This is a genomic window from Mycobacterium sp. SMC-19, from assembly GCF_045310815.1.
GTDB lineage: Bacteria > Actinomycetota > Actinomycetes > Mycobacteriales > Mycobacteriaceae > Mycobacterium.
On the sequence record NZ_JBJIAM010000001.1, the window covers coordinates 22,340 to 36,965 of the forward strand.

Here is a 14,626-nt window from a genome sequence, read left to right on the forward strand (position 1 = left end):
CGAGCCTCGCTGAACCACCGGGAGTGGAGGTGCCGTGGTCGACCAGCGACGCAGGTGGCCGGCGTGTTTTGCCGCGCTCACCGCGGCCCTGCTGAGCGTCGTACCGGCCGCAGCCGACCCGGTTCCGGTGGGCAGCGCCGACGGTCCGGCCGAGCTGGCCATGCTGGACACGCTGCCGATCAAGGGCCGCGCGCCCAAGACCGGCTACTCGCGCGCACTGTTCGGCGAGGCCTGGACCGATGACGTGACGGTGCCCGGCGGGCACAACGGCTGCGACACCCGCAATGACATCCTGCGCCGCGACCTGGTCGACATCGAGGTCAAGCCGGGCACCACCGATTGCGTGGTGACATCCGGTGTCTTGAACGATCCCTACACCGGCACCGCGATCGCCTTCCAGCGCGGTCGGGGTACTTCTCAGGCGGTACAGATCGACCATGTGGTGGCGTTGTCGGATGCCTGGCAGAAAGGCGCCCAGCAGTGGGATGAGCTGACCCGCCGCAACTTCGCCAACGATCCGCTGAACCTGCAGGCCACCAGCGGGCCGATCAACGAGCAGAAGGGCGACGGCGACGCGGCCACCTGGCTACCGCCCAACAAGTCCTACCGCTGCACCTACGTCTCGCGGATCGTCGCGGTGAAGTCGGGTTACGGCCTGTGGGTGACCCAGGCGGAGCACGACGCGATCGAGCGGATTCTGACCGGCGAATGCGGCGCGCCGGGCGGCTAACCCAGCCGGGTGGCCGCTGCGGCAATCCGCTCGTCGGTGGCGGTGAGCGCCACCCGCACGTGGTGCGCACCGGCCGGTCCGTAAAACTCGCCGGGCGCCACCAGGATGCCGCGCTGGGCCAGCCATTCGACGGTGTTCCGGCACGCCTCGCCGCGGGTGGCCCACAAGTAGAGCCCGCCCTGGGACAACTCGATGGTGAACCCGGCGGCCTGCATCGCGGGCAGCAGCGTTGCGCGGCGACGGGCATAGCGCTCACGCTGCTGCTGCTCGTGGGCGTCGTCGTCGAGGGCGGCGACCATGGCCGCCTGGATCGGGGTGGGCACCATCATCCCGGCGTGTTTGCGTACGGCGAGCAGTTCGGCCACCGCCGCCGCGTCCCCGGCGACGAAGCCGGCCCGGTACCCGGCCAGCGAGGACGTCTTCGACAGCGAATGCACCGCCAGTAGTCCGCGGTGGTCGCCGTCGCAGACCGCCGGGTGCAGCACCGAGCGCGGCTCGGCGTCCCAGCCCAGGCCCAGGTAGCACTCGTCGGAGACCAGCAGCACGTCGTGCTCGCGGGCCCAGCCCACGACGGCGCGCAGCTCGTCGGCGGTCGCGATCGCCCCGGTCGGGTTGCTCGGCGAATTCAGGTACACCAAGGCCGGCGGCGGGCCCTCGAGAAGCTGCGGAGCATCGCTGCGCACCCATGGAGCCCCGGCCAGCCGGGCGCCCACCTCGTAGGTCGGGTAGGCCAGTTCCGGGACCACGACCACGTCCTGGTCGCCCAGGCCGAGCAGGCTCGGCAACCAGGCGATGAGTTCCTTGGTGCCGATGACGGGCAGAATCGCTGACTCCGCCAGGCCGGTGATCCCGTAACGCCGCTGCAGCGCGGCGACCGCCGAGGCGCGCAGCGCCGCAGTGCCGGCGGTGGTGGGGTAACCCGGCGCGGACGAGGCCGCGGCCAATGCCTCGCGGATCACCGGGGCAACCGGGTCGACCGGGGTGCCGACGGACAGGTCCACGATGCCGTCGGGGTGCGCCTTGGCCAGCGCCGTCACCTCGGCCAGGGTGTCCCACGGAAATGTCGGCAGTGCGGCCGATCTGCCGCCGCGCACGGGACTCACGGGGCTGCGGCGACGCAGGGCGGATTCATCGGTCCTGATAGTAGAGGCCGCTGCCGCGCCGCGACCACCACGGCCCACTCGGCTATAGCCTATGCACTCAGTTGCTGTGCAACTAGTTGCATAGGTGGCGTACGGCTGCCTATGCTTCCCGGCGTGGCACTTCCCCACGCGATCCTGGTGTCGCTGAGCGAGCAGTCGGGTTCGGGCTATGAGCTCGCGCACCGCTTCGACCGCTCGATCGGCTACTTCTGGAGCGCCACCCACCAACAGATCTACCGAACGCTGCGGGCGATGGAGACCGACGGCTGGGTGCAGGTCACCGAGGTGGCCCAGCAGGGTCGCCCGGACAAGAAGGTCTACACCGTCGCCGAGCCCGGCCGCGCGGAGTTGGCCCGCTGGATCGCGGCCCCGCTGGCCGGGCACGGAAGCTCGGTGGTGGACAACCGGCTGCGCGAACTGGCGGTCAAGATCCGCGGCGCCGGCCACAACGACCGCGCCACGGTGCGCGAGCAGGCGCTTGCCCTGCGCGCCGAACGTGGCGAGCGCTTGGACGTCTACCGCGCCCTGGAGAAGAAGCAATTCCCGGATCCGCGCTCGCTGACCGGCGCCGCGCTCCATCAGTACCTGGTGTTGCGCGGCGGTATTCGCGCGGAGGAAAGCGCAATCGACTGGCTCGACGAGGTCGAACAGGCACTGAGGTGAAGGGGGCACTGTGACCACACAATCCACCAGTCCGTACCCGATCTTGATGTCCCCGCTGGATCTGGGCTTCACGACCCTGCCCAACCGGGTGGTGATGGGTTCCATGCACACCGGCCTGGAAGACCGCGCCGGCGACACCACCAAACTGGCCGAATACTTCGCGGCGCGTGCCCGCGGCGGCGTCGGGCTGATCATCACCGGTGGCTACGCCCCGAACCGGTCGGGCTGGCTGCTGCCGTTCGCCTCGGCCATGACCACCCGCGCCGACGCGCGACGCCATCGGCGCATCACCGATGCCGTGCACGATGCCGGCGGCAAGATCGCGCTGCAGCTACTGCACGCCGGACGCTATGCCTACCATCCGTTTTCGGTCAGCGCGTCGAGTCTCAAAGCGCCGATCAATCCCTTCCGGCCACGGGCGTTGTCCACGCGCGGGGTCGAGTCGACGATCGCCGACTTCGCCCGAGCCGCTGAATTAGCCCGCGAGGCCGGCTATGACGGCGTGGAGATCATGGGCAGCGAGGGCTACCTGCTCAACCAGTTCCTGGCACCGCGTACTAACCGGCGCACCGATCGCTACGGCGGCACGGCCGCCAACCGGCGCCGCTTCCCGGTGCAGATCGTCGCTCGCACCCGCGCGGCGGTCGGCGACGACTTCATCATCTGCTATCGGATGTCGATGGCCGACTACGTCGAGGATGGCCAGAGCTGGGAGGAGATCCTCACGCTGGCAACCGAAGTCGAGGCGGCCGGGGCCAGCATGATCAACTCCGGCTTCGGCTGGCATGAAGCGCGGGTGCCGACCATCGTGACCTCGGTCCCGGGCAATGCGTTCGTCAACATCAGCAGCGCGGTCGCCGACCACCTCACGATCCCGGTGGTGGCGTCCAACCGGATCAACATGCCGCAGGCCGCCGAACAGACCCTCGCCGAGACGTCGGTGCGCCTGATCTCGATGGCCCGCCCGATGCTGGCCGATCCGGACTGGGTGCGCAAGGCCGCCGACGGCCGGGCCGAGGAGATCAATACCTGCATCGCGTGCAATCAGGCCTGCCTGGATCACGCCTTCGTACACAAGAAGGTCTCCTGCCTGGTCAACCCGCGGGCCGGTCACGAGACCACGCTGGTGCTGGGCCCGACGCGGCGGCGCCGGCGCATCGCGGTGGTGGGTGCTGGGCCCGCCGGGTTGTCCGCGGCGGTCTCGGCCGCCGAACGCGGCCACGACGTGACGCTGTTCGAGGCGAACGAGTTCATCGGGGGCCAATTCGACCTGGCCAAGAGGATTCCCGGCAAAGAGGAGTTCGCCGAGACGATCCGCTACTTCACCACCATGCTGGACAAGCACGCCGTGACGGTGCGTCTGGGCAGCCGCGCCCACGTCGACGAGTTGACCGGATTCGACGAGGTGGTGCTGGCCACCGGGGTCAAACCGCGGATCCCGCGGATCCCCGGCATCGAGCATCCGATGGTGATGTCGTATGCCGAGGCGATCGCGGGCAGGCCGGTGGGCTCTTCGGTGGCGGTGGTGGGCGCCGGCGGGATCGGGTTCGACGTCAGCGAGTTCCTGGTCCTGGATTCACCCGATGCCTCACCGACGCTGCACCTCAAGGAGTGGAAGGCCGAGTGGGGTGCCGCCGATCCCTGGGAGGCCAGGGGCGCGCTGATTCCGCCGGACCCGGCGCCCCCGGCCCGCCAGGTCTACCTGTTGGCCCGCACCGAAGGTCCCCAGGGCCGCAAGTTGGGCAAGACCAGCGGCTGGGTGCACCGGGCGTCCTTGAAAGCCAAGAACGTCCAGCAGCTCTCCGGGGTGAACTACGACCGCATCGATGATGACGGGCTGCACATCAGCTACGGCCCGAACAAGTCACGCCCGCAGGTGTTGGCCGTGGACAACGTGGTGATCTGCGCCGGCCAGGAGTCGGTGCGCGACCTCGAGGACGGATTGCGGGCGCAAGGCATGACACCGCACATCATCGGCGGGGCCGCACTGGCCTCGGAGCTCGACGCCAAGCGGGCCATCAAGCAGGGCACCGAACTCGCCGCGCGACTGTAACTGGCCTTCGCCGAGATTGCATTCAGGGCTGTGAATTCGTCGAACTGTACGACCCTGGACGCAATCTCGACGAGGAAGCAGTCAGATCGCTAGCGGTGCGTAGTCGGTGCTGCGCTGACGGGCCGGGCGGCCGATCCCCTCGGCGATCGTCGTCAGCTCCGCGATGGTCTTGGCCGATCCGTGCTCGGAGCCGGCCATCCGCGAGATGGTCTCCTCCATCAGGGTGCCGCCCAGGTCGTTGGCTCCGCCGTTGAGCATCACCTGGGTGCGTTCCACCCCCAACTTGACCCAACTGGTCTGGATGTTGGGGATGCGACCGTGCAGCATGATGCGCGCCAATGCGTGCACGGCGCGGTTGTCGCGATGGCTTGGGCCGGGCCGCGCGCCGCCGGCCAGGTACAGCGGCGAGCTCTGATGCACGAACGGCAACGGCACAAACTCGGTGAAACCACCGGTGCGGTCCTGGATGTCGCGCAGCACCCGCATGTGCCCGACCCAGTGCCGCGGGGAATCGATGTGGCCGTACATCATCGTCGAGCTGGACCGCAGTCCCACCTCGTGCGCGGTGCTGACCACCTCAACCCACATCGAGGTCGGCAGCTTGCCTTTGGTCAGCACCCAACGGATCTCGTCGTCGAGGATTTCGGCGGCGGTGCCCGGAATGCTGCCCAGGCCGGCCTCGCGCAGGCTGATCAGCCACTCTCGAATGCTCAAGCCGCTCTTGGACACCCCGTTAGTGATCTCCATCGGCGAGAACGCGTGCACGTGCATCGACGGCACCCGCGCCTTGACCGCGCGGACCAGATCGGCATACCCGGTGACCGGCAGCTCGGGATCGATGCCGCCCTGCATACAGACCTCGGTGGCGCCCGCCAGGTGCGCCTCGTAGGCGCGTTCGCCGACCTCGGCATTCGACAGCGAAAAGGCGTCCGCGTCCCCCTTGCGCTGCGCGAAGGCACAGAACCGGCAACCGACGTAGCAGATGTTGGTGAAGTTGATGTTGCGGTTGACCACGTAGGTCACGTCGTCGCCGACGACGTCGCGGCGCAGCGAATCGGCCAGTGCGGCAACGGCATCCATGGCCGGCCCGTCCGCGGTGGCCAGCGCCAGATACTCGGCGTCGGTGCAGCCGGCTGGGTCGCGTTCGGCGGAACGCAGCGCCGCCAGCACATCGGTGTCCACACGTTCCGGCGCACGGGCGGCCAGGTCGTGGATCTGCTCGCGAATCGACTCCCAGTCTCCGAAGGCGCTGCCCAGGTCGCTGCGCGTCTCGGTGGCTCGACCGTCGACGTCGATCGCGGTGTGCAGATCCACCCGGCCGGCGGACTGCACCTCGTCGGGCTCCTGCCAGGCCAGCCCGACCGGATTGACGTCGCGGGCCCAGCCGGTGTCCGGGTCGGCCAGCGCCGCGACATGCGGGCGCACCCGCGGATCGATCCACGCGGCGCCGGCGAGCACGTAGTCCGGTTGGGCGGTAAGCCGCTGCACCAGGTCGTAGCCGGCCTGCTCGGTGATCGCGGCCAGGTCGTCCAGTGCCGGCCAGGGCCGCTCCGGGTTGACATGGTCGGGGGTCAGCGGCGACACCCCGCCCCAGTCGTCGACCCCGGCACCGACCAGCGCCAGGCATTCCTGCGCCGACACCAGGTTGGGCGGTGCCTGCACCCGCATCTTGGGGCCCAGCACCAGCCGGGTCGCCGCTACCGTGGCCAGGAAATCCTCGAAACCCGTGTCGGGCACCGCCGCCATCGCGGTGTGCTCCTTGGCCCGGAAGTTCTGCACGATGACTTCTTGAATGTGCCCGAACTCCTTGTGCACCTTGCGGATCGCGTGCAAGGTGTCGGCACGCTCGGCCAGCGTCTCGCCGATACCGACCAACAGGCCGGTGGTGAACGGGATCGAGAGTCGGCCCGCGTCGGCCAGCGTCCGCAGGCGCACCACCGGGTCCTTGTCCGGGCTGCCGTAGTGCGCCAGGCCTTTGGTCTCGAACAGCCGCCGGGACGTGGTCTCGAGCATCATGCCCATCGACGGCGCCACCGGCTTGAGCCGCGACATCTCCGACCAGCTCATCACTCCGGGGTTGAGGTGCGGCAGCAGGCCGGTCTCCTCCAGCACCCGGATGGCCATCGCCCGGACATAGGCCAGCGTGCTGTCATAACCGCGCTCGTCGAGCCACTGGCGCGCCTCGGGCCAACGGTCCTCGGGCCGGTCCCCCAGTGTGAACAGCGCCTCCTTGCAACCCAACTCGGCACCGCGGCGGGCGATGTCGAGGATCTCGTCGGGCCCCAGATACATCTGCTTGCCCTGGGCTCGCAGCACGCCGGGCACGGTGACGAAGGTGCAGTAGTGGCAGGTGTCGCGGCACAGGTGGGTGACCGGGATGAAAACCTTGCGCGAATAACTGACCGGCAGTCGTCCGCCCGGCCCACGCCGGCCACCCGACACCAGTCCGGCGTCGCGGACCCGGGCGGCGCTCGCACACAGGTCGGCCAGGTCGGCGCCGCGCGCGGTCATCGCGACGGCGGTTTCCTCGGGATTGAGGAGCACGCCGTCGCGGGCCCGTCGCAGTACGCGGCGCAGTGCCGACGAGTTCGTCATCCGCGCGTCACCCGCATCCGGAATCTCGCGCATGCCATAAACGTCACAGTAGCCGCCGCGCCAATCGGGCCTTTCAGGTAGCCCAGCGCGCACCCCGAGCCCGCCGGCCCGTCAGGCCTGCCTGGCCGTCGAGGCCGCTGCCAGCTCCTGACGGCGCCGCCACAGGACCCACCCGGGCGGCGCGCTGCCCAGCACGATCATCAACAGCACGCCGTAGGCCATCACGCCGCGGTCGGCGAAGATCAGGTCGTCCCCCGGACCGCCGAAGGTCATCAGCGCGATCGTCAGCAACCAGGCCCACAGCGGCAGCGCCGCCAACCGCAGCGACGACGCGCAGCGCAGCGCCACCCAGACCAGGCCGGCGTTGACCAGACCCCCGATCAGGGCACTGAGCGGGAAGGGCACCGCGCCCAGGTGCGCGGGCAACAGTAGCGCGGTGGCCACGGCGCAGAGCGCGCCGTCAAGGGCGAGCAGCGCCAGCACGACGAAGTTGAATACCGGCGTTTCAGTGGGCATCGCGGGCTCGATGAGCGACGCGACGGGGCTCAAGTGGGGATGCTCTCCAGCTGACTGACCAACGAACCGACCATCCACTGGTAGCTGTCGAGCCACCACTGCCAGTGTTCCAAGTTCGGGTCCAGATCGGGATCCATGCCTAAACCACCTAAGTCCGTGCCTCTACAGAAACTGCTCAGCAGGAGCCTACCTTGTGGCCGTCGTCACCGAGCTCAAGTCCGGCCAGGAGATCGGTTTCCCATCCTCGGGCGTCACGCGGACCGGCATCACCGGCGACCAGAACGTAATGCTCGGCGTCCACGATCGGCTGGACCACGTTGTTCGACAGCGCGAACGCCCGTCCGGTCGGCCCGACGGTGACCTGGGTGGCGTGGGCGGTCATGGCTGCCACCTTGGCGGCGCGAGCCTCGGCGGCCTCGATCACCGCATCGATCCGGTCGTCGGGGAAGTCCCCGACTACCTGCGCGTCCGCCGCGTCGGCCGCCATCGTCCAATGCGGCAGCCGATCGGGGTCCTGCAGCTCTGCCAGGGCGGTTCGCCGGGCGCTGCCTGCGGTCACCGTCCAGTAGAACTTCGGCGTGACCCATCCCGGTTCGGAGCCGCCATCGGCGTCCTGTGCCGCGGCGGCCAGCGCCGCAGTGGCCACGTGATGGGCGTGTATGTGGTCGGGGTGTCCGTACCCACCGTTCGGGTCGTAGCTGACGAGCACGTGCGGGCGCAGCTTCCGGATGATGTCCGCCAGTGCCCCGACGGTCTCGGCGTCGTCGGCGTCGATGAACCGCTGCTGTCGGCGCGCCGGGGTGCCGGTCATCCCCGAGTCACGCCAGCGGCCGGCGCCGCCGAGAAACTGCGGCGCGCCCACGCCCAGCGCCCGCAGCGCGGCAGTCAGCTCACCGATCCGGTAGCCACCCAGTTGGTCGGCCCCCGCCACCGCCAGGTGTGCCCAACGGTCTCCGATGACCTCGCCCTCCTCCCCCAGCGTGCAGGTCACCACTTGCACATGGGCGCCGCGGGCGGCGTAGTGGGCGATCGTCGCCCCGGTCGTCAGGGTCTCGTCATCGGGGTGGGCATGCACGAACAGCAACCGTGGAATCGGATCCGACACGCCAAAACCCTACCGCCACAGCGGTGAACGGACCTGCGAACCTCGCGTCGATCAGAACAGGCCGGCGAAGAACCCATCCCAGTCGATGCCGTCCAACAGCAGGGCAAGGTTGTCGCCCTGAATCATGTTGACGATGTCGTTGAACGCGTCTGGACTGAACCCGAGCATGGTGGTCCAGTCGGTGTCGAGGATCGCCGGGTCGAAGTGCCCGAGCAGGCTGTCGTGGGTGTCGAAGCTGATGCCCAGCATGTTGTTGAACGCGGCCTCATTCTGCGCCAGCACCGTGTTGTTGAGGCTGAAGATCCAGTTCACGACGTCGTTCAACTCGGGATTGTCGCCGGCCAGGCGCTCAGCGGCGGCCTGCTGCGCTTCGACAAGGGCATTGTTGAAATCCGCCTGCATCGCGACGATGGCGGCGTTCATGGCCTCCCTCGCGTCCGGGATCGCCTGCAGCATGAGGCTGAAGCCGGCTGCTGCGTCGGCCGCGGCGATGTTGGCGGCCTGACTGGTTCCGCCGCTGAACGCTCCGGCGCCCGGGATCTCCAACCCACTCAGGTCCGGCGTGAAAGGCACCCCGATCGGCAGGTTCTGCGGGTCGAAGCTGCCCCCGGTCAGCTCGTTCAACACGGTCTCGTCCACCTCGCCCGCGTTGAACGTCGAGCCGATGCCGAAAGCATCGTCGCCACTCCCGAAGAGCAGAGAACCCAGGTTGATCTCCTGGGCGTCGGCACCACCATTACCGACGAAGTCCGGGCGGACGTGATTTTCGATGACGTCGAGGCCCGGGCTCACGTCGACGTTCGCCGCGGCCAGGTCGATGTCACGAATCTGTACATCGGGCATGGCCGGGGTCATCGACGTCAGTACCGCGACCAGACCGCCGACACCCAGGGCTGCGGCAGCCACCGTGCCGCAGCGGTGAGCGAGGTGTTCCATGGACTAATCCCCCTCCGACGAGTCCCGCGCAGGTTTACTTAATCTTACCCAAGAATTGCCTGTGCGCAAGACTTCGTTAACGCCGATTCCAGCTGGCGGCCACCTGATTTCTCCCCCGTCGCCGCCGGTCCGGGCAAGCCTAGCGTCTGCGGCGCACCGTCAGGGCAGCTTGAGCCAGGTTCCGGCCCCGCCCACGATGCCCACCGGGACGGCCCCGGTCAGGCTGACATTGGCGACGCTGGGGCCCACGGCCACGATCGTGGTGTCCTGCAGGATCGGCAGCACCGTCGCCATGTTCCACAGCCGTGGTTCGACGGAGGCGATCACGTCGCCGATGGACTTACTGCCATCGAGGGCCGCGTCGATCTCGGCCTGGATGGCATGGTCGCAGACACCGGTGATGTTCGACGGAGCCTGTACCAGCGCCCCCGGCGAGGAGGAGCGCGGTGGAACCTTCGAAGTCGGCTTGGCCGGTGCCGGTGCAGGCGCTGGGGACTGCGGGGCCGGAGTCGTCGAGGGTGCCGGCACCGGGCTGCCCGAGGTGGGCACGGTCGTGGGGGCCAGCGCCCCGCAGCCGTAGCGCGACGCCAGCAGCGTCGCGAGATCCCCACCGGCCTGCTGCCAGCCGACGATCGCATCGACCTGCTGGGTGGCCAGCGCCTCCCGGTAGAGCTTCACCGGGTCCAGTGCAAGCACTGTGGCGGCAATGCCGACGTTGCGCAGCTGGTCCGCGGCCGTGTTGGCCACCGCCAGGGAGGTCGGGTCGTTGGCCGCCACCCCGATGACCAGCGACAGCTGTTCCCCACCCTTGCTGATCCGCCCCCGGGTGATCTCCGGCGGATGCGGCACACCGGTGGCGGAGCCGGCAGGTGGGACCAATGCGGACGGGGGCGCATCCTTCTCGACCCGGTAGCCGGCCGCCAGCAGCAGTGCCAGCGCCGCCGATTCGGACATCGCCGGCGGTGCGGTGGGCACGTAGCCGGGATCGCTGGGCGTCCGGATCTGGGCCTGGTCCAAGGTGACGGTGTTGTCGCTGCCGGCCCCCACCGTGGCCAGCAGGCCGACGTCGAGGAGGCCCAGAATGGCCCGGCGGACCCGCACATCGGCCAACTTGGGGTCCGCAGCCCGCAGTGCGAGTTGCATGATTCGCGGCGTGACCACCCGAGTGGTCTGCACGCCGGGGATCACCGACAGCTGAGCAAACGCCGCCGAGCCGCCGTGCACCTGAGCCACCTGGGTATCACCGTTGCGGATGGAGTCGGCCAGCGCCGCCGCTGAGCCGGCGCGGCGGAACAGGACCAGATCCGGCTTCGCCGGCGGGCCCCAGTAGCGGTCGTTGCGGGCAAGCAGGATCGCGTCGCGCTGCGGGTCGATGTTCTCCACCCGGAATTGGCCACCGGTGACCGGCAGCGCCCGGGCCAGGCCCGCCGGGAAACCACCGGGCACGTCCTTGACGATGTGCGCCGGAACGATGTTGTTGAACAGCTCCCGCCAGGCCGGATACGGCTTGGCGAAGGTGACCACCACCTGCTTGCCGCCTTCGACGGAGTGCACACCGGTGATCAGGTCATAGCCCGCCGGATCGACGACGCCGGGCTGGCTGACCATCTGCTGCCACAGGTACCAGAAATCGTCGGCGGCGATCGGCGCGTTGTCGGTCCAGGAAGCCTCGGGGCGGATCCGGTAGGTCACCGTGAACGGCGCTTCGGCGGTCACCTTGGCCGACACCAGCAGGGTCGGGTCCATCTCCCACCGAGACCCGGTGGGCGTGCTGGAGTCTGGGATCGGCCGAAACGCGCTGGGCAGCACCAGCGCGCTGATCGCCGCGGTGACCGGCGACAGGTCCGAGCGCAGGTGGGGGTTGAAGCCGGCCCCGATGGAATCGATGCCCATGATGATCTGGCTGATCCGCTGGGGCGGCGGCGCCGAGCTCTTAGGCGTCTCCGTACTCTGCGGCGCCGGCGGCGGATTCACCGTGCACGCCGAGGTCGCCTGCGTCAGTACCAGCATCGTCGCCGAAACCAGTGCCCCCGCCGTGACATGGGCGCGGCGGGCTGGTTTCGGCACGGCCACCAGGGTATCTGGGCGGCGATTCCGGCGCGAAGACCGTCGAGCAGCGCGCAAAACCGCGCCCAAACCTAGAGGTTCTTGGCCCGGGAGCGGCTGCGTGCCCGCAGCGTCGAGTCCAGTTCGACCTTGCGGACCCGGACCACCTCGGGGGTGACCTCGACGCACTCGTCGGCCGCGCAGAACTCCATCGCCTGCTCCAGATCGAGCTCGATCGGACGGGCCAGCGTCTCCATCACATCGGCCGTCGACGACCGCATGTTGGTCAGCTTCTTCTCCTTGGTGACATTGATGTCGAGGTCCTCGGCTCGAGGATTGATCCCCACCACCATGCCCTGGTACGTGTCCTGACCCGGCTCGACGAAGAACTGCCCACGGTCGGCCAACTGGATCAGCGCGAACGGAGTGATGGACCCGGCCCGGTCGCTCACCAGCGACCCGGTGTGCCGGGCGCGGATCTCGCCGGCCCACGGCTGGTAGCCCTCGAACACGGCATTGGCTATACCGGTGCCACGAGTCTCGGTGAGAAAGTCGGTGCGCCACCCGATCAGACCGCGGCTGGGGATGATGAACTCCATCCGTACCCACCCGGTGGTGTGGTTAGCCATCTCGGTCATCCGGCCCTTGCGTGCCGCCGCCAGCTGGGTGATGGCGCCGACGTACTCCTCCGGGCAGTCGACCGTGAGGTGCTCGAACGGCTCGTGCACCTTGCCGTCGACCTTGCGCGTCACCACCTGCGGCTTGCCGACGGTCAGCTCGAAGCCCTCCCGGCGCATCTGCTCGACGAGGATGGCCAGCGCCAGCTCGCCACGGCCCTGCACCTCCCAGGCGTCGGGACGGCCGATGTCGACCACCCGGATCGACACGTTGCCGATCAGCTCGGTGTCCAGGCGCGACTTGACCATCCGCGCGGTCAACTTGTGGCCGGAGACCTTGCCCGCCAGCGGCGAGGAGTTGGTGCCGATCGTCACCGAGATCGCCGGTTCGTCGACGGTGATGCGCGGCAGTGCGACCGGCGTGGCCAGATCGGCCAGGGTGTCACCGATCATGATGTCGCTGATGCCGGCGACGGCGACGATGTCGCCGGCGCTGGCCTCTTCGGTCGGGTTGCGTTCGACCCCCTCGGTGACCAGCAGCTCGGTGATCTTCGCGGTGGTGGTCATCGGTTCGCCGTCGACCTCACGCATCCAGGCGACCTGCTGGCCCTTGCGGATGCGGCCGTTGTAGACCCGGATCAGGGCGAGCCGGCCCAGGAAGGGCGAGGCGTCGAGGTTGGTGACCAGCGCCTGTAGCGGCGCTTCCGGGTCGCCCGACGGCGGCGGGACGTGCTCGAGCAGCACGTCGAACAGCGGGTCCAGGTTGTCGCCGTCTGGAATCTGGCCGTCGGCGGGCGCGGTGGTGCTCGCCACCCCGGCCCGGCCGGATGCGTACAGCGTCGGCAGACCGAGGGCGTGTTCCGCGGCGGCCTGCGCTTCGTCGTCGAGGTCGCTGGCCACGTCGAGCAGCAGGTCGTGGCTGGCGTCGACCACCTCGGCAATGCGGGCGTCGGGCCGGTCGGTCTTGTTGACCACCAGGATCACCGGCAGATGAGCGGCCAGCGCCTTGCGCAGCACGAATCGGGTCTGCGGCAGCGGCCCCTCGGACGCGTCGACCAGCAGAACCACGCCGTCGACCATGGACAGCCCGCGCTCCACCTCGCCGCCGAAGTCGGCGTGGCCCGGAGTGTCGATAACGTTGATGACGGTGACGGTTCCATCGGCGTTGTGGCGATGCACGGCCGTGTTCTTGGCCAGGATCGTGATGCCCTTTTCCCGCTCCAGGTCACCGGAGTCCATCACCCGCTCCTGCGCCTCACCGCGTTCTTGCAGGGCGCCGGACTGGCGGAGCATGGCGTCGACCAAAGTCGTCTTGCCGTGGTCTACGTGCGCGACGATGGCGACGTTACGAAAGTTCACCGGGCGATTCTGCCAGCGCACCCTGTCAATCGCGAAAACATGAAAGCCATGTCACAGCCCGAGGGGGGACTCCGCGGAGAACCTCTCGAGCTCCTTGACGTGCAGTTCGGTCAGCGATTGCAGACACTGCGCCGCCGTTTCGGTGAGCTGCAGCCGGATCACCCGCTGGTCGCCGCTGTCGCGGACCCGGGTGACCAGACCGGCGGCTTCGGCCCGCTGGATCAGCTCCCCGGCGCTGTGGTGGCGTAACAGCAGGTATTCCGCGATGTCGCCGACCGTCGGCCCCCGCGAGTCACCGTGGCCCCGGATCGCCAACAACAACTGGTGCTGTGCAGGGGTGAGTCCGGCCGCTTGCGCCTGGTCGGCACTCCACCGCTCAAAGCGCCTCAGCCGCGTGCGGAAAGCAAGCAGCCGGGAATAGACCTCGTCAGGCAGTGGCACGTCTGTAACTTTATGCCGACCCCCGCCGTCGCGCGCAGCTCAGCTCAGCTGTGCGGTGATGCGGATTTCAACCACCGCGCCCGGGATGGCCAATTCGGAGATCCCGACGGCCGTCCACGCGGGGTACGGCGCGGCCACAAAGGTGTCCTTGACCGCCACGAAGTTGTCGATCTGAGCGCTCAGCCCGACGTGGTAGGTGGTCATCTCCGTGACGTCGGCGAAGGTCAGCCCCACTTCGCCGAGCAGGCCGCGCAGATTTTCGAAGGCCAGCGTGATCTGCTCGGTCGGGTCTGCCGGCACGGACATGTCGGGCCGGATGCCGATCATGCCCGAGCAGCGCAGCTGATCTCCGACGATGACGGCCGGGGCGTAGTGAAAGTTGTCGTAGATCGGCTTCATCCACTCGGGAATCACGACCTTCAT

At 68.8% G+C, this 14,626-nt stretch carries 11 protein-coding genes and 1 pseudogene; 3 read left to right on the forward strand and 9 right to left on the reverse strand.

The features are described 5' to 3' along the window. Positions 1-34: 34 nt before the first annotated feature. Positions 35-718, forward strand: a pseudogene (locus ACJH5R_RS00110) (HNH endonuclease family protein); the annotation flags it as partial. Between the two features lie 8 nt (positions 719-726). Here ACJH5R_RS00110 and dapC read toward each other — a convergent pair. Beyond that, entirely contained in the window at positions 727-1,824 is a 1,098-nt protein-coding gene (dapC, locus tag ACJH5R_RS00115) for a succinyldiaminopimelate transaminase (RefSeq protein ID WP_406758857.1), read from the reverse strand. 162 nt (positions 1,825-1,986) lie between these two features. Between dapC and ACJH5R_RS00120 the strand changes: the two genes are divergently transcribed. Together ACJH5R_RS00120 and ACJH5R_RS00125 are read left to right on the forward strand one after the other, a co-directional pair. Then, positions 1,987-2,535 (forward strand): PadR family transcriptional regulator, encoded by a 549-nt coding sequence (locus ACJH5R_RS00120; protein ID WP_406758798.1) that lies wholly within the window; start codon positions 1,987-1,989, stop codon positions 2,533-2,535. 46 nt (positions 2,536-2,581) lie between these two features. After that, complete coding sequence (locus ACJH5R_RS00125) at positions 2,582-4,588, forward strand: FAD-dependent oxidoreductase (RefSeq protein ID WP_406758856.1); 2,007 nt, start codon at positions 2,582-2,584, stop codon at positions 4,586-4,588. A gap of 81 nt (positions 4,589-4,669) precedes the next feature. Here the strand turns inward: ACJH5R_RS00125 and ACJH5R_RS00130 are convergent, their stop codons facing one another. The 8 genes from ACJH5R_RS00130 to ACJH5R_RS00165 all read right to left on the reverse strand — a co-directional run bounded on the left by ACJH5R_RS00130 (position 4,670) and on the right by ACJH5R_RS00165 (position 14,626). After that, positions 4,670-7,216: a bifunctional FO biosynthesis protein CofGH gene (locus tag ACJH5R_RS00130; RefSeq protein WP_406781050.1), complete on the reverse strand. Its 2,547-nt coding sequence runs from the start codon at positions 7,214-7,216 to the stop codon at positions 4,670-4,672. 78 nt (positions 7,217-7,294) lie between these two features. After that, the gene (locus ACJH5R_RS00135) at positions 7,295-7,699 is read right to left on the reverse strand and encodes a hypothetical protein (RefSeq protein WP_406781051.1); all 405 of its coding nucleotides are present in this window, start codon (positions 7,697-7,699) and stop codon (positions 7,295-7,297) included. Positions 7,700-7,874: 175 nt separating this feature from the next. After that, positions 7,875-8,804, reverse strand: a complete 930-nt coding sequence (mshB, locus tag ACJH5R_RS00140) for an N-acetyl-1-D-myo-inositol-2-amino-2-deoxy-alpha-D-glucopyranoside deacetylase (RefSeq protein WP_406758795.1) — start codon at positions 8,802-8,804, stop codon at positions 7,875-7,877. Positions 8,805-8,855: 51 nt separating this feature from the next. Beyond that, entirely contained in the window at positions 8,856-9,740 is an 885-nt protein-coding gene (locus tag ACJH5R_RS00145) for a hypothetical protein (RefSeq protein ID WP_406758794.1), read from the reverse strand. A gap of 159 nt (positions 9,741-9,899) precedes the next feature. Beyond that, a complete protein-coding gene (locus tag ACJH5R_RS00150) occupies positions 9,900-11,813 on the reverse strand; it encodes an ABC transporter family substrate-binding protein (RefSeq protein ID WP_406758793.1) in 1,914 nt (637 codons plus the stop codon). Positions 11,814-11,878: 65 nt separating this feature from the next. Further along, positions 11,879-13,762: a translational GTPase TypA gene (gene typA, locus ACJH5R_RS00155; protein ID WP_406781052.1), complete on the reverse strand. Its 1,884-nt coding sequence runs from the start codon at positions 13,760-13,762 to the stop codon at positions 11,879-11,881. Between the two features lie 51 nt (positions 13,763-13,813). Continuing rightward, a complete protein-coding gene (locus tag ACJH5R_RS00160; protein ID WP_125079740.1) occupies positions 13,814-14,203 on the reverse strand; it encodes a MarR family winged helix-turn-helix transcriptional regulator in 390 nt (129 codons plus the stop codon). 39 nt (positions 14,204-14,242) lie between these two features. Next, entirely contained in the window at positions 14,243-14,626 is a 384-nt protein-coding gene (locus ACJH5R_RS00165; RefSeq protein ID WP_406758791.1) for a RidA family protein, read from the reverse strand.